This is a genomic window from Novosphingopyxis baekryungensis DSM 16222, assembly GCF_000420305.1.
Taxonomy (GTDB): domain Bacteria; phylum Pseudomonadota; class Alphaproteobacteria; order Sphingomonadales; family Sphingomonadaceae; genus Novosphingopyxis; species Novosphingopyxis baekryungensis.
Map to the genome: position 1 here is coordinate 1 of NZ_ATUR01000007.1, position 23,871 is coordinate 23,871.

The window sequence follows — 23,871 nt, forward strand, 5'->3', positions numbered from 1 at the left end:
AAGAACCGCGTGCTATTGGAAAACTACTTCCTGCCCGGCGATCTCGAAAACCAGATCGAGGCCTTTGTGGAGCACTATAACCACCAGCGCTACCACGAAAGCCTCGACAATGTGACACCCGCCGATGCCTACTTCGGCAGGGCACCGACGATCATCAAAAGAAGAGAAAGGATCAAGCGACAGACCCTCGAATATCGGCGCTTGCAACACCGCAGGCTCGCCGCCTAAAACCAACCATCAGTCGAAGCCCACACTCCGCAAGACTACGCCGCGAGTTGTGCCAAATGTTCTGACGACGGACAAAGCCGCGCAAACGCTTAGCTGCCTTCTTCTCGTACCGGAAATCTGCGAGCGAAACAGGTGTGCCCAAGAACTAGGTTTTCATACATCAGGCAAGTGTTGATCGGCAAAGCCCCAGCCGGCGAGGTTCTTGGATTCGGCTCGGTCACGCAGCTGCTTGGCGTTCACAATGGTGAACCCGCGCGCATCCTTCATCCCGGCTAGTTCGTTCCATGCCACCGGCGCGGCCACTGGAGCATTTGCGCGAGCACGGACTGAGTAGGGCGTTATCGCCGTGCTGCCACGCTGATTGCGCAGCCAGTCGATGAAGATACGTCCCTTGCGCTTTTCCTTGCTCATCGTGGCTGTGAAGCGGTCGGGCTGGGCTTGCGAGAGCGCCTTGGCGAACCTTTCCGAAAAGCTCTTGTGCGCCTCCCATGAATGGCCGGGCGTCAGCGGTACAATGACATGCATACCTTTGCCGCCCGTCACCATGGCGAAGCTGGTCAGCCCGATGTCGGCCAAATGCTTCCGCAGGTCCATTGCCGCATCCCGCACCCTTGCAAAGTCCAGCCCCTCATCGGGATCGAGATCGAATACCATCCGGTCGGGTTTCTCGACCGCACCAGTGCGTGCGCACCAGCCGTGAAACTCGATCGTGCCCATCTGCACGCACTGGAGCAGGCCGCGCTTATCCTCGATGAAGAGGTAGTCCTCCGTACCGCCGTCCTTCTCCTTGATCGGGACCGCCTTCACCGCGTCTCCTAACCCACTATTGCCGTGCTTCTGGAAAAAGCACTTTTTGGCGCGCCCCTGCGGACAGCGCACGAGGCTGAGCGGGCGTTTAGCCCCGAAGGGCAACATGACCGGTGTGATGACCTCGTAGTAATCGGCGAGGTCGCCTTTGGTCTCCCCACTGCCGGGGAAGATCACCCGGTCACGGCTGGATATTTCCACGCTTGCGCTCGGAGCGGGGGCGGAGCTCTTGCCCTCGCTGGCGACCTCATCTGCATCCTTGTCCTGTCGCAGCCCGAGAAAGCTGGCATGGCGAACGCGGCCTTCCGCCGTGAGCTCGGCGAAGGCAATTTCGGCGACCAGCTTGGGCGTAACCCAATGCGCCCTTCGTGCGTGAGATTTATCTACGTCGAGCGGCGGCGTCTTGCGCTCCAGCCGATCGAGCTTGCGGGCGAGCCGGTCCAGATCGTCGCCGTTGAACCCGGTGCCCACTTTGCCGCGATAGAACATAGTGTCGCGCTCTTTCGTCGCGAGCAGTAGCGAGGAGAAAGGCCGCGCCTTGGCGGAGCTTTCGGACCACCCGACCACGATGAACTCCTGCCGCTGGATGCACTTGACCTTAACCCAGTTCTTTGTCCGGCTGTGGCGGTATGGCGTGTCGATACGCTTGGCGATGATCCCTTCCTGTCCAGCCTTACACATCTGCACATAGAGCTTCTCGCCAGCACCGATGATATGGTCGGCGAGATGGATCGGCGGCTCGGCACCGCGAAGGAGCGCTTCGAGCCGTTCCTTGCGCTCGATATTGGAGTGAACGGTCAGATCCTCTCCGTCGATCTCGATTACGTCGAAAGCGAAGAAGGCGAGCTTGTCCCTTGGCCCCTGCGATCCATGCCCGCGCTTGAGCACCGATTGCAGGGTCGAAAAATCGGGATTGCCATCGCTATCCAGCGCGACGATCTCGCCGTCGATTAGGGCAGGGGGCAGGTCAAGCGCAGCGAGCGCTTCTACCAATGGGCCGAACTTATCGGTCCAGTCCTTCTGGTTGCGGGTCCACACGGTGACATCCTCGCCCGAGATGGCGATCAGTGCGCGATAGCCGTCGAACTTGATCTCGTGCATCCAGCCGTTGCCAGCGGGCGCCTCGTCGACCAGCGTAGCGAGCTGCGGCTTTCGAAAGGTTGGGGCCTGGTTGGCTTTCTTGCTACGGCGGGCCTGCTTCATTTTCGCGAGCGGTTCGACCGCCTCGTCCTTCCCGGTCGCCCCATTAGGCTCGCGCCCCGCTGCGATCTCCGCCATCGAACGGCCAGTATCGACGCTGGTGAGGGCCTGTTCAACCAGCACGTCTCCGTCTTGCGCATATGCATCGTCCAGCTTGCGCAACAGCCAGTTTTCGCGTTTTTCGCCTTTCTTCGGCTTCATGCGGATCAGCAGCCATTCGCCCTTCATCCGCTCACCATGAAGCACGAAATGCAGGTGGCCTTCCTCTATATCGTCGGCACTCTTGCCATCAATCGGATGCCAGGTACCGCGATCCCACAGCATCACCGTGCCGCCGCCATATTCGTCGGCCGGAATAGTGCCTTCGAAAGTGGCGTAGTCCATGGGGTGATCTTCGGTCCGCACAGCCAGGCGTTTGATGTCGGGGTCAGGGGAGGGGCCTTTGGTCACGGCCCAGCTCTTGAGCACGCCGTCCGCTTCCAGCCGCAAATCCCAGTGCAGCCGGGTAGCGTCGTGCTTCTGGACCATGAAGATTCGGTCCTCGCCGCTTTTGCCCGCCGTGCCTGCGGGCTCTTTCGTGCGGGTGAAGTCGCGCTTCGCGTTATACGCGGCGAGCGGGTCGTCTTTCCGGGCCATGGCCTAGGCGCTCTTTTTCTTCTTGCCCTTCGCGGGCTTCTCCCCATCGACCGACTGCTTCAGAGCGGCCATCAGGTCGATCACATTGCCCCGGTCGCCGGAGGGTTCGCCGGCGCCTTCGATGATCGTCTTGTTGCCCTTCGCTTTGGCTTTCTTGTCGATCAGCTTCCTGAGCGCTTCGGCATAGCGATCCTCGAACTCGCTCGCATCGAAGGGCGCGGTCTTTTTTTCAATCAGCGTGCTGGCGAGATCGAGCAGCTCTTCCTCAGGTTCATCTTCGCCGATGGTGTCGAAGAACTTCTGTCCCTCGCGCACATCGTCAGCATAGCGCAGCGTCTCCAGCAGCATGCCCTTGCCGCAGGGCTTGATCGCGACGAGTTTTTCTTGTCCGCGAACGGATAGCTGGCCCAGCGCGGTCTTTTTCGCTTTGCGCAGCGCATCGCGCAACACGATAAACGCTTCCTCAGCCAGATCGTCCTTCGGGACAACATAGTAGGGCTTTTCGAAATAGAGCGGATCGATTTCCGACTGGTCGACGAACTGGACCAGTTCGAGCGTCTTTCTGCTCTCAATTTTGACCGCCTCGATCTCTTCATCCTCAAGCAGGACGTAGTTGTTCTTGGACAGCTCGTACCCTCGGATGATGTTTTCGCGGTCAACCGGGCCGATACCATCGACCACTTTTTCGTAAGAAATACGCTTGCCTGAAGGCTCGTGAATCTGGCGAAAACTAATTTTTGCCGAGCTTTGAGAAGCAGAGTAAATCTCCACTGGAATCGAGACCAGTGCAAGCCTGATCTGTCCTTGCCAATAAGCGCGTGCCGCCACAAAATCTCCTTTCTAAAAGCAGAAACACGCGAGGTTGGCGCTTGGTTGCCACTTCGATAACGCAGCTTGCGAACCGATGGATATCTGTGCGGCGCTTCGACAATCCCGGACTGGAACTTGCTGCTGCTTCGACGATCGTGGTTCTCCCTCGACAGTTGTCCTACTCTCCCTCTCTCTCTCTTCAAGGTGCGAACGTGAATTGCTTTCCGCCAAGCCAACAATGTTGAGTCAATCTTCGATGAGCCACGGGCTTGCACTTGCCTGGTTCATGTGAGCAATATGTTTTGGTCATGGGATAGCCGTCACGTTGACCAGAGCGTCTATGCCGAACTCATGTTCGATCCGGTTGGCAAGGGCCCCAGAAAGCGCGTCGCTTTCAGCGTTTGAAAGGCTACCCTGAATACGCGTATCGACCCAGACAGGGTTTTCCCCCTGGCTACGTTGGCGGCTAAATTGCGCGTCGACCGATACCAGCGCAATGTCGCTCCGAGCTTCCACCTGCTGCTTGACGCTCGCTGAGATACGCTGGGCAATCGATGACTGCTGGTATTCCGGTGCGTGCGAAAACTGCAGGGCGATCAGGCCCGCAAGCCCGCCGAGGCTGACGATAACCGAGACCATCGAAACGATAGTTTTTCCGCGAGGGTATCGCGCACCTTTGCTTTTCATCCCGTAGATGCGGAAGACGAGAAACCCTGCCAGATTGATGCCTACAATCTGGATGGCGAGCGCCCACAGGCTGGAGTTCACGATGTCGGTCTGACCGATTGCGAGCCCCATCCCGACGAGGCCGGCAGGAGGAGCCAGCGCGGCCGCGATCAACATGCCGGTCGCCGCCCCGCTTACCAGACTGCTGCGCTCCGATTGCGCGAGATTCAAAGCTCCCGCCACGCCCGCTGCCAGTGGCAGGAGCAGCGATACTGTCGAGCGCTGGCTGGTGGTCACCATCAGCTCCGTGGCAATATGCTGGTCGAACACCACACTCAGCACGAAGGCGATCGTGATCGTCGTCGCGAGAGCGGCCACGTAGCGCAGCAATGACCTGCCGAGCAGCTTCGCATCTCCCCGGGCGGTGGCCAGCGCCGCAGTCATCGCCGGTCCTGCAAACGGTGCAATCAGCATGGCGGCGACCAGCAAGAACACGCTTTGCGTAAAAAGGCCAACCCACACGATGACCCCGGCTACCGCCGAATAGCCGAGAAAACCGGACCATGATCCGATGCTCTGGAGAGCCCCTAGAAATATTTCCAAGGGGCTGCGGGGCTGGATATCCAGCATTGCCGTTTCGGGCTCGCTGGACGGAGACCTGAGTGAAAGGATGCCGGCTGGAAGGAAACTGGCACGCACGGGCTCGATATTTTCCAGCGCACCGAACAGGTCTTCGACGCGCGCGTTCGGAACCTCGAGGATGAACAGGCGGCACGGATCGTCGCCACGATGGGCATTGATCTCGGCGAAGATCGAAGCGCCTGCTTGGCCCGCAGCTTCTGCGACCCTTGCGGAAGCTTCTGTGGGCACAGTTAGCGCTATTTGTCGCATATATCCCCCGCAGCTGCTCGCGGTTCCCCCCGGCCACGTGCCTTGTGCAGACGGTCGATCCTGTACAGCGGCCACACGCCGTCTGCGGCTTTGAGCCAGGGCAGATCCCGCGTGAAAATCTCGGATGCCTCGGCCCCATTGAGCGGGAGATCATTGGGGCCGGTCCAGTTCACCAGCAGACATACGCCTTCTTCGGTGAGGCTTTTCCACGCGAGCTGAGCGACCTGCGAAATCTCGTCCTCAGACAGGAAATAGAGGATCTCGGAGAACACGATCAGGTCGAACGTGTCGTCGGGCCATTCTCGGGGGACCTCGGCGCGGGCCAGTGAGACATTTCCCAAGGTGCCGACGCGGCGTGCCGCAAGCTGCAGTGCTTCGGACGACACGTCGAGGGCGAGAACCGTTTCGCATATGGTGGCAAGTTCCGCAGTCAGAATCCCGTTTGCACATCCAATTTCCAGCGCCCTTTTAAACCGATCGGGAAAAAGTATGGCGAGCGTCGCATGTCGTTTGGTCGCCTCATATTCGCTGTGTTCGAAGCCCCATGGATCGGGGTCGCTCGCGAAGAGCGCGTCGAATGTTTGGCGACGATCAGATTGGTCATCGCTCATGAAAAAATATCTCGGGGTGGCTGGCGAAGTGCTCGAACAAGGCAGGCGGCATCGTGAAACCGGTTGGATCATCGTCGATCACACCACCCATTTGCGACGCATAGGCTCCCATTGCCTCACGCTTCGCGCCTGTGAAGCGGCTGTCGGAGAAAAGACTCAGCTTGTCCGGCACCGGCCGCTTCCCGAACCGGCCCCAGACGGCAAAGCTCCACAGCGTTGCATGCGAGCGCTCCGCAAGCATGCACGACAAAATGGCCGCAGTGCGATGATCGCAATGTGGATCATGCGCCCAGGTCGACCAGATTGTGTTCGCGTCCGCGATGCAGCAATGTTCGTAGAGGCGGTTCACGGCTCGTGCGGCGTCCCTGTCGGTCGTCTTGCCGTCGGGCAACCGCGCTTTCACCACCGGGATTGTCTGCCCGGAAGCGAGCGTCTCCAGCGCGCTGTTGAGCTCGGCGGAGCGGATTGCAATGCGGCGTTCGGCGGTAAATTTGCGTGAATTCGGGTGGGAGCCTTCACCATCGGTCAAAAGAAGGATCGCGACCTGCCGTCCCCCGGCCAAAGCCGCCGCCAATGCCATTCCGCAACCCAGCGTCTCGTCATCGGGGTGCGGCGCGACGATTAGCAGGCGACCGGGCTGCGCCAGCGCATCGATCGATACGTGCGGCGCATCCTGGGCCGCGCGAAGTACGGCGCCTTCGGGGGCAGTGGGTACGCTCATAACTGCTCTGGGCGCGCGGACCGCGTGATCAGGACCTCGGCAGCCCTGCCGCGCTTCGCATCAGGCGCCGCCTGACACAGAAAGAGGCGCAGATCCCGCATGGTCCGGTGCACGAATGAACCTTCGATGTGCGCGGCCATGCCGAGTGCGCGTTCGACGCTCTCCGCGACCAGCCGGCACGCATCTTCGGTAGCTTCGCGCGCGAGCAGGGATAGAGCGGCCTTCTCAGGCTCGGCCCCGGGGGTCTCCACCTCGTTGGCTGCGCGTAGTAGCCATAGCCGGGCTGTCTCGATCGCGATGGCGCTGGCGACGATCCGGCGCTGCTGGTTGGTGTCATGCGCCCGGTCGCTATCCTTCAGATGGATCAGCATCGCATCATACAGCGCCTCGGCCGCGCCGAGATGCGCTGCGCAATAGCGCCAGATACCGCCTTCGAAATGCGGTTCTTGTGGATAGTCGCCCGGAGCACCGATCAGCGCATCTACCCCCGTTTGAACGCCCGAGAAATTATACCGCCCCGATTGGGTGGCGCGCATCCCCCCCATAGACCACGCCGCAAGATCAAAGCGATCCGGCCTGCTAGCCGGAACGAGCAGCAACTGCTGATCCTTCTCTGTAGCAGCCGTAACCACCGCAAGGCTAACGACCCCGAGCCCGGATGCAAATCGCTTGGTTCCTTTCAGCGCCAAGGCATCTCCGAGATGCTCGAACCTGAGGGGGTCACCTGGCTCATCGGCGCCCCAGACGCTGAGAAGCGCCCCTGCGGCAATTGCGACTGCCATGCCATGTCCAGCTTCCTCGCTCCCATAAAAGACCACAAGTTTAACGGCGTTCATGTGACCTTCGAACAGTCGAGCAAGTGATAGGTTAGCCCGGCCCAAGCTGCGCAAAGCGTCGAATGCATCGCCCGCACCGGCCGGCTCGCAGCCCCAGCCCTCACCGCCCCATCGTGTCGGCAAGCAGGCGCGCAACCAGCCTCGCGTGGCCAGCAACGCCACTTCTTTGTCGAGAGCACCGTCCACCTCATCCGAGGCGGGGGCCAGTTTCCGGACGACGGCCTCGATCTCGCTTACAATAGCCCCCTCAAGCATTGGTCAAACCGCATGCGGAAGCAAGCTTGCGGGCGATTTCCAGTTCGCGTTGCACAGCGACGAACGTTAATGGGCCGCTGGTTTTGGGTATCGCGTGGGAGCCTGGGGCCGGGCACTTGTGAACCTTCAGCCAGCGTGCAGCTTCATCGTACAACAACCAGACAGGCTTGAGCCGGGAGTCACACATTGGATCTGTTGAGTTAGCGCGGTCGGCCAAGGCATCCCCACATCCGCCCGACGCGCGGCTTGTGATACGCGCTGAGGTGCGGGTTCCGATGTTCTCCAGCGCTTTAATCGCATATTTCGAAGCGGCCATTTTTTCGCAAAGCGCCCGATCTTCGCCCATGCCGGGGGTAGGGAGACCGCCAATCGCAAGATAGGCTGTTGTCTTCATCATGATACTCGCACCTGATGGACGCAAAGCCAATGTTCCTGCGCGCTCGTAGGTCCAGTAGCGCCACAGGCGATCGCAGATGTCGAAATAGGCGCGTTCTGTATCGCCCACCTCGCGCACTTGGCGTGGCAATGCAGCGAGTTCCTCGTCGTCCAAAAGAACATCTTCACAGACAAGGTCATAACCGTCAGACAAGCTTTGGAGCCCGCTCTCGATCCAGCGGCCGCCCACCTTCGTGTCGGCGTCGCTGGTAAACAAAGCTCCAAAGGGTGCCGCCCGCGCCCCGATGTCGAGGGCAAGTCTGCGGCAATGGGGCGCATTGCGGATAGTAGGCGCAAAAGCGACTTCAACGACAAGAGTGGGAAGATCTGTAAGCTGCGCCCAGCGCTCGATCACTTCGCCGGACCGGTCAATGCTATCGTTTAGCACAAATATCGCGCAACCTTTGCCGGGCACTGCGCGGATGGCCGTCGAGAGAGCATCGAGCGTAGCCGGAAGCCGACGCTCTTCATTTCGTACAGGGATTGAAACGGCAAAGTTGTTGTCGCGTTCAAGCGCCCCTCTGATGTTCAAAAGCTCCACTTTCCCGCCGAAGGGTGGGGAGGACAGCAGCGCTGTAAGTTCAACATCTTCCCTACGCGAAAGCCTAGTTATTGGTTTGTCCGTATGACCGGCCGGTAACCCAGATGTCGGCTGGAAGGGCATGCCTCCGGTCGGAATTGTCCCTCTCATTTGGCGTCCCGATTGACGCTGCGCAGTGCCGGGTCGCTCAAACATGCGCCAGCGGGATAGAGATCCTCGGCGATTGCACAAAGCGTTTCGTCATTGGTCTTTTCGAAGAGGTCGCGGATAACCTTGTCCATTTGGTCATTCGCCGACCAGAAATCGGAGAGTTTTTCGGTATCACAATGCGTCAGACTTGCAGGGGCTGACATCTTCAAGTCTCCTTTTCGTCAACTGCAGCGGCCACCGCTAGTGGGATGCGACAGAAAACGATACCATGAGAGAAAGTGTTCCACAGGACATAGGCATTAATATCATTTGCTATTGCTATCCGGCGTAGTGGTCTGCTCGGACACCCTTTGTATAACATTTGATAAGTACGCTAGAATACCAAAATAATTCAGTAATTTCCTGAAACAATAGCGTTTGGTCAACGTTTCATGCCGCGATGTCAATATATTGAGGACTGGCCCATGACCGACGACTTCGAACTCTCCGACGGAGGCGCAAACCATCAGAAACCCAGAGGCGATGATGATGTGATGACCACTGCGCAGGGCCATCCGATTGCAGACGACCAGAACTGGCTGACCGCCGGCCCGCGCGGGCCGCAGCTTCTCGAAGATCATATCGCGCGCGAAAAGATCTTTCATTTCGACCATGAACGCATTCCGGAGCGTGTCGTCCATGCGCGCGGCTACGGTATTCATGGTCATTTCGAGTTAAAAAAAGCAATCCCGCAATATTCGCGCGCAGCGGTCTTCAATGAAGAAGGCGTTAAAACGCCCACTTTCACGCGCTTTTCGACCGTCGCCGGCAACAAGGGCTCACCCGACTTGGCTCGCGATGTGCGTGGCTTTGCGACGAAGTTTTATACCCAAGAAGGCAACTGGGATCTTGTCGGTAACAATATCCCGGTGTTCTTCATTCAGGATGCCATCAAGTTTCCCGATCTGATCCATGCCGTGAAGCCCGCCCCCGACCGCGGTTTTCCACAGGCGCAAAGTGCGCACGACAACTTCTGGGATTTCATAACACTGACGCCTGAAGCCATGCATATGGTCATGTGGCAGATGTCCGACCGTACTATCCCGCGCTCCTTCCGCTTCATGGAAGGCTTCGGCGTCCACACCTTCCGGCTGGTGAATGCCGAGGGCAAGTCGCATTTTGTGAAGTTTCATTGGAAGCCGAAGCAGGGACTTCAGTCGGTGGTCTGGAACGAAGCGCTGAAGGTCAACGGGATGGACCCCGACTTTCATCGCCGCGACATGTGGGACGCGGTTGATGCGGGCGACTTCCCCCAATGGGACCTGGGCATTCAGGTCTTCGACGAGGAATTCGCCGAAAGCTTCGAATTCGATGTGCTCGATGCGACCAAGATCATTCCTGAGGAGCAGATCCCGGTAGAGATCATCGGCACACTCACGCTTGACGCCAATGTCGACAATTTCTTCGCCGAGACCGAGCAGGTCGCCTTTTGTACGCAGAACATCGTGCCGGGGATCGACCATTCGGACGATCCGTTGCTGCAGGGGCGCAATTTCAGCTATCTGGACACGCAGCTCAAGCGGCTCGGCGGGCCCAACTTCACCCATCTGCCGATCAATGCGCCCAAATGCCCCGTGCGCCACTTCCAGCAGGATGGGCACATGGCGATGAGCAATCCGAAGGGGCGTGCCAATTATGAACCCAACAGCTGGGGCGAGGGCACCGGGGAAGAACGCGGCCCGCGTGCCTGCCCGATGAACGGCTTCCAAAGCTATCCGGCGCAAGTTTCCGGCCCGAAAGTCCGCGTGCGGAGCGAAACCTTTGCCGATCATTACAGCCAGGCGCGCCAGTTCTACATCAGCCAGACCCCGGTCGAGCAGACGCACATGGCCAACGCGCTGACGTTTGAGTTGTCCAAGGTCGAGCGAATGGATATCCGAAAGCGAATGGTGGGCCATCTGCGCCATATCGATGATGGCCTGGCACAGGAGGTTGCAGACGGCCTCGGGCTCACCGAACTTCCCGATAAGGTCCCCGCCGCGCGCGATCCGATCACCGATCTGCCCGAAAGCCCTGCGCTGTCGATCATCAAGAACGGTCCTGGCAACTTTAAGGGCCGCAAGCTGGGCATCTACATTGCCGAGGGCGCTGATGCGGATGTCGTCAAGGGGCTGAAAGACGCCGCGACCGCCGCGGGCGGAATGGTCGAGATCGTCGCGCCGCATGTCGCGGGGGCGAAGCTGTCCGACGGCAAGATGATGGAAGCCGACGAGAAGATCGATGGCGGTCCATCGGTGACCTATGACGCGGTTGCCGTGGTGATGAGCGATGCTTCGGCCAAGCGCTACAACACCGACAAGCCGAGCATCGACTTCGTCAACGATGCCTTCGCCCACGCCAAATTCGTTGCCTACGTGCCTGCCGTGAAGCCGCTTTTCGAAACGGCGGGCGTGTGGAACTGGATGGACGACGGCTTCGTCGATGTCTCCTCCGGCAAGGATGCGGTGAGCGATTTCATCGAGAAGTGCGGCAAGCTGCGCTTCTGGGACCGTGAAAGCGTGAAGCAGGACTGATCGGAAAGGAAGTCGAGATGAAGCACAAACAGGAAGCCGGGATTGCCGGTGGTCTGGTCGCGGTAGGACTGGCTGTGGGCACCGCCGCCTTCGGCATTTTCCTCGGCCGGCGTCATAGCGGCGGAAACGACGATGCCCCGCAGTTCGCGCGGCGCAGCAACCAGGCCGAACATGCGCTGGTCGGGCGATCGGTCACGATCCGCAAGCCAGCGGCAGAGCTTTACGAATATTGGCGCGACTTCTGCAATCTTCCCGAGTTCATGGAGAATGTCGAGAAAATCGCCAAGCAGGGCGGGCCGACAGGTGGCGCTGTCTGGAAGGTCAAGGCACCCGGCGGGGGCACGATCGCGCTGAAGACCGAGATTGCCGAAGAGGTCGAGAACAAGCGCATAGCGTGGCGATCGGTCGAGGGATCCGACATCGAGATCATGGGCGAGGTAAGGTTCAGCCCGGCTCCGGGAGACCGGGGCACGCGCGTTTCCTTGAGGATCGAATATGATGCACCCGGCGGCGCGGTCGGCAGGTCCATCGCAAAGGCGTTTCTGCGCGAACCTGAAGTGCAGGCCCGGCACGACCTCAAGCGCTTCAAGATGCTGATGGAAACCGGCGAAATCGCCACCTCTGCGCACCGCAGGAGCGAAACGCGCGAAGCCAAGCAACAGGAGAACGCATAATGCGTGCACTTACATGGCACGGGACGCACGATGTCCGCGTGGATAACGTACCCGATCCCCAAGTCATCAATCCGCGCGATGCGATTCTCAAGATCACATCGACCGCGATCTGCGGGTCCGATCTGCATCTATATGACGGCGCGATCCCCGGCGCCTTGCCAGGCGACGTCCTGGGGCACGAATTCATGGGCGAGGTCGTGGAAACCGGCAAGGGCAGCACGCTGAAGAAGGGCCAGCGCGTGGTGGTGCCGTTCACCATCAGCTGCGGCGGCTGTTTCCACTGCAAGATCCAGCAATATTCGGCCTGCGAGAATTCCAACCCGGCGGAAAAGCAAGACATGTCGGCTACGCTCTATGGTCATCCCATGGCGGCGCTGTTCGGCTATTCTCACCTCACCGGCGGCTATTCCGGCGGGCAGGCGGAATATGTCCGTGTCCCCTTCTCCGATGTCGGCCCGATCGTGATCCCCGACCATCTCGAAGACGATCAGGTGCTGTTCCTGTCCGACATCCTGCCGACCGGCTGGATGGGGGCGGAGAATGCCGAGATTCAGCCTGACGATACGGTGGCGGTCTGGGGTTGCGGCCCGGTCGGCCTCTTCGCGGTTCAGTCGGCGCTGGTCATGGGGGCGAGCAAGGTGATCGCGATCGATCACTATCCTCATCGGCTCGAACTTGCGAAGCAGCTTGGCGCAGAGGTGATCAATTTCAAAACTACCAACGTGCGCGAAGCGCTGATGGAAATGTCCGGCGGTATCGGCGTGGACGCGGTGATCGATGCGGTCGGCATGGAATCGCACGGCTTCGCGGTCGACAACATGATCGACATGGTGAAGCAGAAGGTCGGCATGGGTGCGGATCGAGCTTCCGCACTCAAGCAGGCGATCCTCGCGGTGCGGCCCGGCGGACGGGTGTCGATCCCGGGCGTCTATGGCGGGATGACCGACAAGTTCCCGCTCGGCGCGTTGATGGAGAAGGGGCTGAAGGTCAATTCGGGCCAGACCCACGTACAGAAATACACCCAGCCGCTGCTCGAGAAGATTGAGGATGGCACGCTCGACACTACTTTCCTGATCTCGCACCGCCTTCCGCTGGAAGACGCCGCACGCGGATACAAGAATTTCCGCGAGCAGCAGAATAGCTGGACCAAGGTGATCCTCAAGCCCGGGATGGAGAAGGAGGGCGCAGGATGAGCAAGAACCCGATCGACGAGCTGTCTGGCTTCTGTGTCGTCACCGGCGCGTCCAGCGGGATCGGCCTCGAGCTTGCCAAGTTTGCGGCCAAGGATGAATGCGATTTGCTGATCGCCGCGGACTGCGATTTCTCCCCCGCCGAGGCCACCTTGCATGAATGCGGGACGGTTTCGGTCGAACGGATCGAAGTGGATTTGGGCAGCGCGAGGGGGCATCGATGACCTGATGCACTAGATCGGCGACCGCGAAGTCGACGTGCTGGTCGCCAATGCCGGACATAGCCTGGGCGACGCATTCTTCCTCGAGCATTGGTAAGACATCGCCCATATAATTGACACCAATGCAAAGGGCACGGTCTTGCTGATCCACAAGATCGGGTCGCGCATGGTGATGCGCGAACGGGGCCGTATCCTCGTGACCCGTTCGATCGCGGGCGACATGCCGCGCGCCTACCAATTGATGTATAATTCGACGAAGGTGTTCGTGAACGACTTCTAAGTCGGCCTCGCCAACGAGATCAAGCATACTGATGTCGTGATTTCGGGCCTGATACCCGGTGTGACTGACACGAACTTCTTCGATCGGGCGAGCATGGAGAACACGCCAGTCGGCCAGCAAGGCAGACCCGGCGAAAGTCGCCCGGGATGGTTATCAGGTGCTGCTGAAAGGGGGGACTTAGGAGGTCAGCGGCATCATGAACAAAGTGCAGGATCTGTTTGCCGACCTCCTGCCCGCGGAGGTTGTCGCCCAAATGCACCGCCGGTTGTCTCAGGCAAAATGATCCGAGCCGACGAGCAATTCGCTTACGCCGGTGGACATCATCCGGACGAGCGTTCCGACTACGGGAAACATTGATCTCTTTGCGATCGCGGAATGATCTTAGTCCCCCCCAGAATCGGCAGGCCCGTGCACCTCGAAGCGCGAAATGCCTTGGGTCAGCCGGCCAAGCCTGTCGTGCAGCTTCGTCTCGTCGATATTTTGCGTAATGAAGACAATCCGCGTTCGCCGGTCATCGCTTGGCCATTTGTCGAGTATGATGGCAGGAAGATGTGCTTGACGCCATGGATCACCAGCGGCCGATCAAATTCCTTCAGGTTGAGGATGTCCTTGGTTCGCAGCATGTCCTGGCTGCGAAAGATCATCAGCGCATCAAGCCATCGTTCGGCCGCATGACCCGAAAGCGGTTCATCTGACCCCAGCGAGACTGATCGAATACGATCGTCGTGTTAATTGATGTCATGGCCGTTTTGGACGTCGTGTCGTGACTGCCATGTTCGTGGTTATTAGGGGGTATGACAAAGGGTATTCCGAAAAGAGTAGGCAACAAAAACCAAACATAGTCGAAAGTTAGCGGGTTAGCTCGAATCCCACCCGCTCCGCCAGCTAGTCTCAAGTTATTGAGATAGAACGATAGCTTGGCAGAATGAGCCCGCATTTCTGCGGCGTTCCGGTAAGAAGGCGCGACTGCGGAGAGCGTTTCTCCGATGCCATTTCAGCCAAAAAGCCGCCCTTTCTTCAGGCGGCTTTTCGGCAGTACGACATTTGAATGCAGACCAATCAACCCGGTGAGGCGAATCTAATAGCCTGTTCGATCCAGTCGGCAGGAATCTTCCTGGCTGTCAGGATTCAGTTTAGCGAGAACTCGGTCGGCATGTCAGTGGCGAGAACGCGTTCGATGACGGCGGGAGATAAGAACGCGAGCCTGGTCATTCGCGTAACGTAGGACTAGGTCACTCCTTCGCGTGCTGCAAGGTCCGTCACCGTCACTTTTGGATTGTCCTTCAGCTGATGCCACTAGTCGCGGCCTCGCGCGATGGCGCGAACAAGCTTGGTATCTATATTGCTCCTTACTGCCCTGTTCGATGGTAGCACCAGCTTTAGAGCCAGTCCGGTGCGCTTGAGACGAACCGGAACGGTTCTACTGATCGTCACGAGCTCGCTCATTGGCGGCCCGACATTTAGGATCAGGAATCATTGATTGAGCCAGATGACGGTTGCGGCGATGCAGATAGCGGACATGAACGTGTGGGCGCATCGGTCGTAGCGAGTGTGAATACGGCGCCAGTCCCCTTCGACAGGCTCAGGACAGGCTTGAGTTTTCCAAACATGTTTTCGATCTTGTGTCTTTGGCGGTAGAGCACGACGTGGTGCGGAACATGGACCTCGCGATTGGCCTTTGACGGGATGCAGGCTGCAATCTTGCGTTTTGCCAGGGCTTCTCGAAACCAGTCGGCGTCATAGCCCTTATCACTGAGCACGGCCTTGGCCTTCGGGAAGGCGCCGATCATCAGCGCCGCGCCCTTAAAGTCGCTCATCTGGCCTTCGCTGAGCAGCATGATCAGTGGGCGGCCATGACCATCGCAGACCGCATGCAGCTTGGAGTTCAGGCCGCCTTTGGTGCACCCGATACGTCGGGGTACAGCCCCTTTTTGAGTAGACTGGCAGCAGTGCGGTGAGCCTTCAAATGGGTTGCATCGATCATCAACTGGTCCGGTTTGCCGCCCTTCGCCGCCAGACTTGCAAAGATCTTGTTGAACACGCCCATGCGGCTCCACCGGATGAAGCGGTTGTAGATCGTCTTGGGCGGGCCATAGTCTGCGGGTGCGTCACGCCAGCGCAGGCCGTTCCTGATCACGAAGATGATGCCGCTGATGATCCGGCGGTCATCAACCCGGGGCACCCCATGCGACAACGGAAAATACGGCTCAATCCGGCGCATCTGCGCCTCCGACAACCAGATCAAATCACTCATGGCAACGCCTCCTCAGCGTCGCCATTGAATCAGCCAATCATACTGCACGCAAGCGATTTAATAGGTCCTGAGCCTAGGTGTGCCAAGCTTTTTGATAACAGCTACAGGCATACGAACTGTATCGTTCTGCCATGTCCGCCCATAATCCTTAGGAGCGAGATTTCCGCAATATGACGTAGGTTAAATGGCAGTCAGTCTCAAACGGCGACTTCAAAACCCATTATGATGCCGTTATCAATCTCGAATTAGCTAAACAAATAAATAAAGAAATACAACGCATCGCCAACACCGCTCTCTAGAACTTTTATTCGGTCACCGCCTTTTGCGTAAGCACCTTTTTAAGTTGATGGCCCAGTTCATCTGAACCTCTGATGGCATGACCCAATTTCCAGCAACGTCTCCAAACTTTACAGATAACTTAGATGTCAAAGACCAAATTCGAAAAATACAGAGCATTAGCAATAGGTCGTCAAAACACTTGTCAAAAAAGCGCGACGTGTTGATCCGGCCGAGGCCATTAGACCCGTAAATTTGTTTTATTTTTAGCGAAGTACTCCTATCGCCATTTCTCGGACTTTCGTCGTAAGCGAATGAGTCAGCTAAAGCTTGAAGTGATTAGGTATTTCGGTTTACGGGCCAAAGGATGAAACGTTCGTTCGATATTGCCGTGTCGCTCCTGCTCATACTGTTTTTAATGCCGCTGCTGGCCGTAATATGGTCGGCGGTCAGAATGAGCCTTGGAGACCCGGTGTTCTTTCGGCAAACTCGGCCAGGCTTAGACGGCAAGCCCTTCGAAATGATTAAATTTAGGTCAATGACCCAAGCGCGCAATCAAGATGGAACCGATCGGCCCGACGCTGATAGATTGCTTCCCTTTGGCCGGTTTCTCCGATCCACCAGTCTCGATGAGCTTCCAGAGCTTTGGAATGTGCTCAAAGGAGATATGAGCCTTGTAGGCCCCAGGCCGCTACTGATGGCTTATATACCTCTCTACAATGATACACAGAAGAGGCGACATGAGGTCCGGCCCGGCATAACAGGATGGGCCCAGATATCCGGTAGAAACACGCTTGGCTGGAATGAAAGGTTTGAGGCGGATGTCTGGTATGTCGACAATCGGTCTTTCTGGCTGGATCTAAAAATTCTCTGGCGCACTATTCTAATTGTGATTCGCCGAAAAGGCATTTCCAGCGCAAGCGACGCTACTATGGCCCCTTTTAAAGGCAATAATTAGTGACCAGCAGAACCCTTGGCATCTACGGAACGGGCGGATGCGGACGCAGCGTCATGCCGGTGGCACGCACGCAATTTCCTGACGATCGGCTTGTATTTGTAGATGACGCGCCAAATGCCAAACAGTGCAATGGGGCTGAAGTACTATCCTTCGATGACTTCGCTAAAATAGATGGCGGACTGATCACTATTGCAATCTCCCAGCCTGCGATCCGGAAAATACTGGCGTATAAATGTACTGCAGCCGGCCTTGGTTTTTACGATATCCTAGCCAATGATTTGATCGTTATGGATGACGCGTCGTGGAAATCGGGCGCAATTATTTCTCCAAGGAGTACGATAGGAAGCAATGTTACTATTGGTCGGCACTTCCACTGCAATCTGCACTCCTACGTGGAGCATGATTGCGTGATTGGCGATTTCGTAACGTTTGCGCCAGGGGTCTGCTGCAACGGCTCGGTGACGATTGGCGATGGCGCTTATATCGGTGCGGCGGCCTCAATCCGGCAAGGTATTTGGATCGGACAGGGGGCAGTGGTTGGAATGGGGGCTGTCGTGGTAAAGGATGTTCCAGCGGGAGCAATCGTTGCCGGCAATCCGGCGCGTTCTTTAACTTCTTGAAGTACCTTATGATTAAGCTGATGCTTTTTTCATTACGGTAGAAAAGGTTTCAATAATCTTGTCCACATCCTCATCTGTCAATGTGGGATGAGTAACAAACATTAGGCTTGTTTCCCCTAGTTCGACAGCTGCTGCTAACGGTTCTTTGGGTCTAAGGCCTGTCCCGTCGAAAGCCTTTTCCCTGTAGACTTCCGAACAACTGCCTTGAAACAGGGGTATATTGCTCCGCCGCACCTCTTCTACAATGCGATCTCGATTCCATCCGGCCCGCAAACCGTCAGGCTGAGTGTATGCGTAGAACCGATACCATGCATGTGTGAACTCCGCGTCTGGCAGCGGGACGCGAAGGGCGCTAGGGAAGGCCTTGAGTGCATCGACATAACGCTGCGCAATCGCAGCTCTTCTGTTGTGCCATTGCGTCATTCGCCGTAGCTGTATGTTTCCGATAACGGCCTGAATTTCAAGCATCCGCCAATTGGAGCCGAAACTTTCGTGAAGCCATCTGAATCCCGGCGGGTGTTCACGCTTGTAGACGGCATCCCAATCTTTTCCATGATCCTTGTAGGACCACATGCGCAGTCGCAGATCCTGATCGTTACAGGTCGCCATGCCGCCTTCGCCACCTGTAGACATGATTTTGTCCTGACAAAAGGACCACGCGCCTACAGCGCCAAAACTGCCGACCGAGCGACCGTTGATGCGCCCGCCATGCGCCTGCGCACAGTCTTCTATAACAGAAATACTCCGTGGCTCGGCGAGCTTGAGTATCTCCGGCATGTCGCACGGCCATCCTGCCAGATGAACCGGAATAATCGCGCGTGTACGGTCTGTAAGGACAGCTGAAATGGTATCCGGGGATATATTTCCACTTCTCCGGTCAACATCCGCAAAGACAGGCCGTGCGCCCGCCGCGACTACGCTTGAGACTGAGGCGATGAAGGTTCGCGGGGTCACTATGACATCGTCCCCAGGGCCAACGCCTACGGCCTTTAGGGCAAGATCGAGGGCCAGCGTCCCGTTCGCCACGGCAATCGCATGGTCGCAGTCTGCGAATTGGGCGAAGGCCTGCTCGAACTGGCGTGTCTCGTCCCCAGTCCAATAGTTGACTCGGCCAGAGCGCAAGACTTGGGAAACGGCGTCGATTTCCTCTTCGTCAAAAACTGGCCACGGCGAAACAGAAGTATTGAGCATGAACGATTCCAAGAAGCGGTTTGCGGCCTCCAAAACACGTATATTGCGTGTAAGGGCGACGCTCACTAATAGCACGCTGCATGGCTCTACGCACGATACTCGTCAACGCTTCATTCGCCGCGTCGCTGGTCGAATTTCGCGGTGCTCTGCTGCGGACGCTAGTGGAGGCGGGGCACCGGGTTCACGCCAGCGCGCCCGGTCTTACAAGCAAGATTGCAGAGCAATTGCTCGATTTAGGCGTGGTTGCCCACAATGTCCCGCTCGCTCGGACCGGGACTAATCTGCGGGCCGATTTGCATTATCGTGCCAGCCTGCTTCACCTTATACGCAAAACTAACGCGGATCTGGTTCTAAATTACACCATTAAGCCATGCATTTGGGGCGCCTTTGCCGCACGGTCCGCTGGCGTGGAGTCCGTCTCGCTGATCACCGGCTTGGGATATGCGTTCATCGCAAATTCCGGACTTCGGCATCGCCTGATATCTATGGTCGCGAAACGTCTCTGGCGGTCGGCAACGTCGGCAAACAAGACCGTCATTTTTCAAAACCCGGATGACAGAGATGATTTTATCGCAGCAGGAGCATTGAAAGATACGAGTAAATCACGGCTGGTAGATGGCTCCGGCGTGGACATGCGACAATATCGGCGTGCCGCTCTGCCACAGGCACCCCGATTTTTGATGGTTAGCAGGCTGATTGGCAACAAGGGCGTACGTGAATTTGGCGAAGCTGCTACCAAATTGCTGGCGGAAGGGAATTCGGCAAGCTTCACCTTGGCGGGCTATTTTGATGAAGGCCCGGATGGTATCGATCCTTTGGACCTCGATCGCTGGCGTAGCGCGGGCCTTAACTATATCGGTGCTTTGGATAACGTGCGGCCGGCGCTGGCCGATTGCTCGATATTTGTGCTACCTTCTTACCGGGAAGGTACGCCGCGTTCAGTTTTAGAGGCGATGGCGACGGGCCGACCCATCATAACTAGCGACGCGCCGGGCTGCCGCGAGACTGTCGTGCACAATGTCAGCGGTATGTTGGTGCCGCCGCGCGATACGCTTGCTCTAGCGGACGCCATGCGGCGGTTGGCGCGCGACTCCAGTCTTCGCACCGAAATGGCGGACGCAGCCTGGCGCCGCTGCGCGTCCAAATATGCCGTGGAAAAGGTGAATCACTCTATGTTCCGGCATCTTGGCCTCGACGTTAAAGCCGAAAGCTCCTAGGCACCTGCCGAGGTTGTTTGGCTCACGGCAGAGATTGGGCTCACGTCCAACGCGAAGGCGGGGCGGATAGCGATGCACAGGACGTCTAGAACGCACTCATTATGACCGATTTAGCAGCCAATATTTTTATTGGATGGTTTCGACCCCGAATAATGCATTTGCTTAATGCAAGACGCAGCTCCAAACGTCTCTTAGCTGCAATTAGCGACAGCCTCAGCTGTGTTCTGGCGATATGGATTTCTTTTAGCTTGCGATTGGGCCAATTCCCATGGTTCGATCGCTCATTCCTGATATTCCTCATCACGGGCCTAGCGATTTCTATCACGACGTTCTTCGCTCGCGGTGTCTACAATAATATTTTCCGGTTTCATGGCCCCAATGGCTTAGGTCAAATAGCGCGGTCATGTTTTGTCATCGCGGTTCCCTTGGTCGTTTTCTTCGGCTTCATCAGTATGCCAGGAATACCGAGGACTGTAAGCGTTATATTTCCGGTGATATTTTTTACAATTGTTGCTGTGAGCCGAATTGTAACTCGATATTTTCTGATGGATCTATTCAAAGGTGATGAAGCCCACCAACGCGTTCTAATATACGGCGCCGGAGTTGCTGGCCGGAAGCTGGCGACCTTGCTGCAACATGAAACCAAATATAATCTGTTTGCTTATTGCGATGACAACATTTCGCTTCAGGGTCAGAGGATTGAAGGCGTTCCAATCATTTCTTTGGCTAATACCGAAGCAGCCTTGAAAGACGGTCAAATTGACTTGATCTTGCTGGCCTTGCCTAGCCTCCAGCGGAGCAAACGCGCTGCCATTGTGGAACGCCTGCGGTCTCATGGCGCGCACGTAAAGATCTTGCCAGGGTTGCATGAAATCGTCGCCGGTGAGGTTTCGGTCAGTGATTTGCGCGACATCGAGGTGACGGACCTACTTGCCCGCGAACCGGTAACGCCAGACTTCCAGCTTCTTGGTCGAGCCATAACCGGTAAGACCGTGCTGGTGACCGGTGCCGGCGGCTCTATCGGGAGTGAACTTTGCCGGCAGATATTAAAACAACGCCCCAAAAAACTGATTTTATTCGAAATGACTGAAGCCGCCCTTTTTGCGATTGACGGCGAATTGCGGGCTGTTGCTGGTACCGACGCAATCGAGAGTATAATCGTGCCAGAGCTCGGCTCACTGGTCGACGAAGCAACTGTTGCCCGGCTTTTTGAGTCCTGGCGACCAAATACCGTCTATCATGCCGCGGCATACAAACACGTACCCCTTGTTGAAGTCAATCTGATCGCCGGCGTGCGCAACAATGTGATCGGGACACTAAACTGCGCTCAAGCAGCAATAAAAGCCAATGTAGAACGTTTTATTCTAGTCAGTACAGACAAGGCTGTGCGGCCGACCAATGTCATGGGCGCTTCAAAGCGAATCTGCGAGTTGATCTTGCAAGCGCTGGACGACGCGAGTGGAGAGGGCAATCGTACGATTTTTGCGATGGTGCGATTTGGTAATGTGCTCGGTTCCTCCGGATCGGTTGTCCCACATTTTCGGCGTCAGATTGCCGCAGGTGGGCCGGTCACGCTCACCCACAAGAATATCACGCGCTATTTTATGACCATTCCGGAGGCTGCTGAGCTTGTCATCCAGGCCGGTGCGATGGCGGAAGGCGGCGAAGTCTATTTGCTAGATATGGGCAAACCGGTTCGGATCTACGATCTGGCCCGGTCGATGATCCAGATGTCGGGTAGAACGGTCCGCGATGCCGACCATCCCGAAGGCGATATCGAAATCGTCGAGATCGGCTTGCGGAGCGGAGAAAAATTGTTCGAAGAATTGCTCATCGGACTGGAATCTTCTCCGACCGATCATTCCCGCATATATCGGGCGCGTGAGGAAAAGCTAACATGGAAGACGCTCGCCCCAGCACTCAACAGCATAAAAAGAGCAACGGATACGGGCGATAGACTGGCCATTCGTGAATTGCTGCACGAATTGGTGAAGGGTTATCAACCTGATCCATCCGGAGCCGGACCCAATCAAAAACCAGTTACGCCGCCAGAGTTTCCAACTTCTGACCCGGCCATTGCGAGACACTTTTGATGACAGCGCTAAAACCAGCTGCAAGATTTCCTTATACTTTGCGCACACGCATGGCGACGGCCAAGGTCAGACTTCTTGCGCTGTCTCTGTTCGTAGGGCTTGTAGCGCTGACGGGCGGAGGCAGCCGAGCCGATATAACTTCCCTCATAGTCTTGCGTCCCATGGCCGTTCTATTTGGGGCCTATGCTTTACTAGTCATGCCGCCTAACCGTTTGCGTTCTGTCCGCTTCCCATTGATCCTGCTTCTGTCCGCCGTGTTGGTAGTCGGATGGCAGCTTATTCCGCTTCCCTCCTCGCTCTGGCACGAATTACCGGGCCGTGCCCTGATTGGCCACACCGACGCTCTTTTGGGCTGGTCAGATTTGTGGCGTCCGGCAGCCATGTCTCCGGCGGGTGCGTGGAATGTCCTGTTTTCTCTTTTCGTCCCAATAGCGGCTTTACTGCTGTTTGCTGCAGTCGACCCAAGTGACCGAAAAGTGCTATTGCTCATCTGGCTTGCTGTGGCATTTGCCAGTTCTATATTGGGTCTTATGCAGCTGCTTGGGCCTCCAGACGGGCCGCTATACAGTTATGCCGTAACAAATGGCGGAGTATCGGTCGGTCTATTTTCTAATGCAAACCATCAGTCGGCCTTTCTTGCGACGTCCATTCCAGTCGCTACGTTATGGGGCTATCGTCGGCCGGAAAGGCGCAAAAGCCGGTGGCTAGCTGCTCTCGCCGCCGCGCTACTGTTTGCTTTGGTTGCCATCCTCACCGGATCGCGATCTGGGATTGTACTTACCGCACTAGCCTTAATTTTAGCGGCTTTAACGCTTGGTGGGCAGTTCACCAAGAAGGCGTATTCTGCTGCATCAACTGCAGGCACGAGCGGTAATCTTGCAGTAACTGCTAAGCGGCGCCTTGGATTGATAGCAAGTGGCCTTATTGTCCTGCTTCTGGTTGTGGCAGGGTCGCTTATGGCATCGCTCCAAAATGTTGGGGGATTAGAAGCTGGCGGTTATGACTGGACCGCAGAATTGCGGTTCGAGGCCTTGCCTACAATTTTACAGCTCATCGGCACATACTGGCCAATAGGCTCGGGCGCAGGGTCGTTCGCAGCAGTCTATAAAATTGCAGAGCCGACTTCACTGCTAAGCAATACGTATCTCAATCAGGCGCATAATGATTGGATTCAAATTGTCTTAGAACATGGGCTGCTGGGATTAGTTTTATTAGCTGCTTTTGTGATAATGGTCTTACGTGCAGGTCTTCATACACTGCGCCAGCATAGGGGCGTTCTTCTCAATCGTATTACAATCTTGGCACCACCGGCCATGTTCGCAGTCGCATCTGTTTTGGATTATCCTTTGAGAACCCCTATCTTACAGGTTCTGCTAATATGCTGGGTGGTGGTGATGCAGCAGCAGGATAGCACATCTTCTTCACGTCGGCCGCTGGGCAAAGACGGTTTACGGCAGTGAGACAATCAGATAGCTGGCGTGAGCGTTTACGACGGGTCATGAGAGGCCAAAGACTGATGTTTAGGGTGCTTGTTTTAGGTTTGGCGTTTTCCTGTGCC

At 57.0% G+C, this 23,871-nt stretch carries 21 protein-coding genes and 2 pseudogenes; 11 read left to right on the forward strand and 12 right to left on the reverse strand.

Annotated elements, in window-relative coordinates:
• A partial coding sequence (locus tag G410_RS0111865) for an integrase core domain-containing protein (protein ID WP_022673878.1) occupies positions 1-228 on the forward strand: 228 nt, incomplete at its 5' end.
• A 153-nt stretch (positions 229-381) separates the two neighbouring features.
• Here the strand turns inward: G410_RS0111865 and ligD are convergent.
• The 8 genes from ligD to G410_RS18020 all read right to left on the reverse strand — a co-directional run bounded on the left by ligD (position 382) and on the right by G410_RS18020 (position 8,990).
• The gene (gene ligD / locus G410_RS0111870; protein ID WP_022673879.1) at positions 382-2,871 is read right to left on the reverse strand and encodes a DNA ligase D; all 2,490 of its coding nucleotides are present in this window, start codon (positions 2,869-2,871) and stop codon (positions 382-384) included.
• A 3-nt stretch (positions 2,872-2,874) separates the two neighbouring features.
• The gene (gene ku, locus G410_RS0111875; protein ID WP_022673880.1) at positions 2,875-3,699 is read right to left on the reverse strand and encodes a non-homologous end joining protein Ku; all 825 of its coding nucleotides are present in this window, start codon (positions 3,697-3,699) and stop codon (positions 2,875-2,877) included.
• 288 nt (positions 3,700-3,987) lie between these two features.
• Positions 3,988-5,217, reverse strand: coding sequence for a DUF389 domain-containing protein (locus tag G410_RS0111880; RefSeq protein ID WP_245559358.1), 1,230 nt, complete (start codon positions 5,215-5,217; stop codon positions 3,988-3,990).
• An 8-nt stretch (positions 5,218-5,225) separates the two neighbouring features.
• On the reverse strand, positions 5,226-5,849 hold the full coding sequence (locus G410_RS16590; RefSeq protein ID WP_022673882.1) for an SAM-dependent methyltransferase: 624 nt from the start codon (positions 5,847-5,849) through the stop codon (positions 5,226-5,228).
• Complete coding sequence (locus G410_RS0111890; RefSeq protein WP_022673883.1) at positions 5,839-6,570, reverse strand: PIG-L deacetylase family protein; 732 nt, start codon at positions 6,568-6,570, stop codon at positions 5,839-5,841. The genes G410_RS16590 and G410_RS0111890 overlap by 11 nt, the downstream gene beginning before the upstream one ends.
• Positions 6,567-7,661, reverse strand: coding sequence for an acyl-CoA dehydrogenase family protein (locus tag G410_RS16595; protein ID WP_022673884.1), 1,095 nt, complete (start codon positions 7,659-7,661; stop codon positions 6,567-6,569). The genes G410_RS0111890 and G410_RS16595 overlap by 4 nt, the downstream gene beginning before the upstream one ends.
• Positions 7,654-8,637 (reverse strand): glycosyltransferase family 2 protein, encoded by a 984-nt coding sequence (locus tag G410_RS0111900; protein ID WP_156851947.1) that lies wholly within the window; start codon positions 8,635-8,637, stop codon positions 7,654-7,656. The genes G410_RS16595 and G410_RS0111900 overlap by 8 nt, the downstream gene beginning before the upstream one ends.
• 146 nt (positions 8,638-8,783) lie before the next feature.
• On the reverse strand, positions 8,784-8,990 hold the full coding sequence (locus G410_RS18020; RefSeq protein ID WP_156851948.1) for a hypothetical protein: 207 nt from the start codon (positions 8,988-8,990) through the stop codon (positions 8,784-8,786).
• A 261-nt stretch (positions 8,991-9,251) separates the two neighbouring features.
• Between G410_RS18020 and G410_RS0111910 the strand changes: the two genes are divergently transcribed.
• The 5 genes from G410_RS0111910 to G410_RS18405 all read left to right on the forward strand — a co-directional run bounded on the left by G410_RS0111910 (position 9,252) and on the right by G410_RS18405 (position 13,704).
• Positions 9,252-11,339: a catalase gene (locus G410_RS0111910; RefSeq protein WP_022673887.1), complete on the forward strand. Its 2,088-nt coding sequence runs from the start codon at positions 9,252-9,254 to the stop codon at positions 11,337-11,339.
• Positions 11,340-11,356: 17 nt separating this feature from the next.
• The gene (locus G410_RS0111915; protein WP_022673888.1) at positions 11,357-12,013 is read left to right on the forward strand and encodes an SRPBCC family protein; all 657 of its coding nucleotides are present in this window, start codon (positions 11,357-11,359) and stop codon (positions 12,011-12,013) included.
• Complete coding sequence (locus tag G410_RS0111920; RefSeq protein ID WP_022673889.1) at positions 12,013-13,206, forward strand: zinc-dependent alcohol dehydrogenase; 1,194 nt, start codon at positions 12,013-12,015, stop codon at positions 13,204-13,206. The genes G410_RS0111915 and G410_RS0111920 overlap by 1 nt, the downstream gene beginning before the upstream one ends.
• A complete protein-coding gene (locus G410_RS18400; protein WP_022673890.1) occupies positions 13,203-13,427 on the forward strand; it encodes an SDR family NAD(P)-dependent oxidoreductase in 225 nt (74 codons plus the stop codon). Before G410_RS0111920 ends, G410_RS18400 begins: the two co-directional genes overlap by 4 nt.
• A gap of 136 nt (positions 13,428-13,563) precedes the next feature.
• Positions 13,564-13,704 (forward strand): hypothetical protein, encoded by a 141-nt coding sequence (locus tag G410_RS18405; protein ID WP_022673891.1) that lies wholly within the window; start codon positions 13,564-13,566, stop codon positions 13,702-13,704.
• 381 nt (positions 13,705-14,085) lie between these two features.
• On the opposite strand, the gene G410_RS18470 is transcribed toward G410_RS18405, so the two are convergent.
• The 3 genes and pseudogenes from G410_RS18470 to G410_RS17785 all read right to left on the reverse strand — a co-directional run bounded on the left by G410_RS18470 (position 14,086) and on the right by G410_RS17785 (position 15,958).
• Positions 14,086-14,244 carry a GTP-binding protein gene (locus tag G410_RS18470; protein WP_084489209.1) on the reverse strand — a complete coding sequence of 53 codons (159 nt, stop codon included), beginning with the start codon at positions 14,242-14,244 and terminating at the stop codon, positions 14,086-14,088.
• A gap of 8 nt (positions 14,245-14,252) precedes the next feature.
• Positions 14,253-14,420: pseudogene (locus tag G410_RS18475) on the reverse strand (CobW C-terminal domain-containing protein); the annotation flags it as partial.
• Between the two features lie 757 nt (positions 14,421-15,177).
• Positions 15,178-15,958, reverse strand: a pseudogene (locus G410_RS17785) (IS5 family transposase).
• Between the two features lie 643 nt (positions 15,959-16,601).
• Here G410_RS17785 and G410_RS0111955 point away from each other — a divergent pair.
• Both G410_RS0111955 and G410_RS0111960 read left to right on the forward strand, forming a co-directional pair.
• Positions 16,602-17,192, forward strand: a complete 591-nt coding sequence (locus G410_RS0111955) for a sugar transferase (RefSeq protein ID WP_022673895.1) — start codon at positions 16,602-16,604, stop codon at positions 17,190-17,192.
• Positions 17,192-17,812 (forward strand): NeuD/PglB/VioB family sugar acetyltransferase, encoded by a 621-nt coding sequence (locus G410_RS0111960; protein ID WP_028971388.1) that lies wholly within the window; start codon positions 17,192-17,194, stop codon positions 17,810-17,812. The genes G410_RS0111955 and G410_RS0111960 overlap by 1 nt, the downstream gene beginning before the upstream one ends.
• Positions 17,813-17,824: 12 nt before the next feature.
• Here the strand turns inward: G410_RS0111960 and G410_RS0111965 are convergent, their stop codons facing one another.
• Complete coding sequence (locus tag G410_RS0111965; RefSeq protein ID WP_245559360.1) at positions 17,825-19,078, reverse strand: DegT/DnrJ/EryC1/StrS family aminotransferase; 1,254 nt, start codon at positions 19,076-19,078, stop codon at positions 17,825-17,827.
• A 5-nt stretch (positions 19,079-19,083) separates the two neighbouring features.
• Between G410_RS0111965 and G410_RS0111970 the strand changes: the two genes are divergently transcribed.
• The 3 genes from G410_RS0111970 to G410_RS17790 all read left to right on the forward strand — a co-directional run bounded on the left by G410_RS0111970 (position 19,084) and on the right by G410_RS17790 (position 23,773).
• Positions 19,084-20,220: a glycosyltransferase family 4 protein gene (locus G410_RS0111970; protein WP_022673898.1), complete on the forward strand. Its 1,137-nt coding sequence runs from the start codon at positions 19,084-19,086 to the stop codon at positions 20,218-20,220.
• Between the two features lie 101 nt (positions 20,221-20,321).
• The gene (locus G410_RS16610; RefSeq protein WP_156851949.1) at positions 20,322-22,313 is read left to right on the forward strand and encodes a polysaccharide biosynthesis protein; all 1,992 of its coding nucleotides are present in this window, start codon (positions 20,322-20,324) and stop codon (positions 22,311-22,313) included.
• A gap of 161 nt (positions 22,314-22,474) precedes the next feature.
• A complete protein-coding gene (locus G410_RS17790; RefSeq protein ID WP_162604095.1) occupies positions 22,475-23,773 on the forward strand; it encodes an O-antigen ligase family protein in 1,299 nt (432 codons plus the stop codon).
• Positions 23,774-23,871 lie beyond the last annotated feature (98 nt).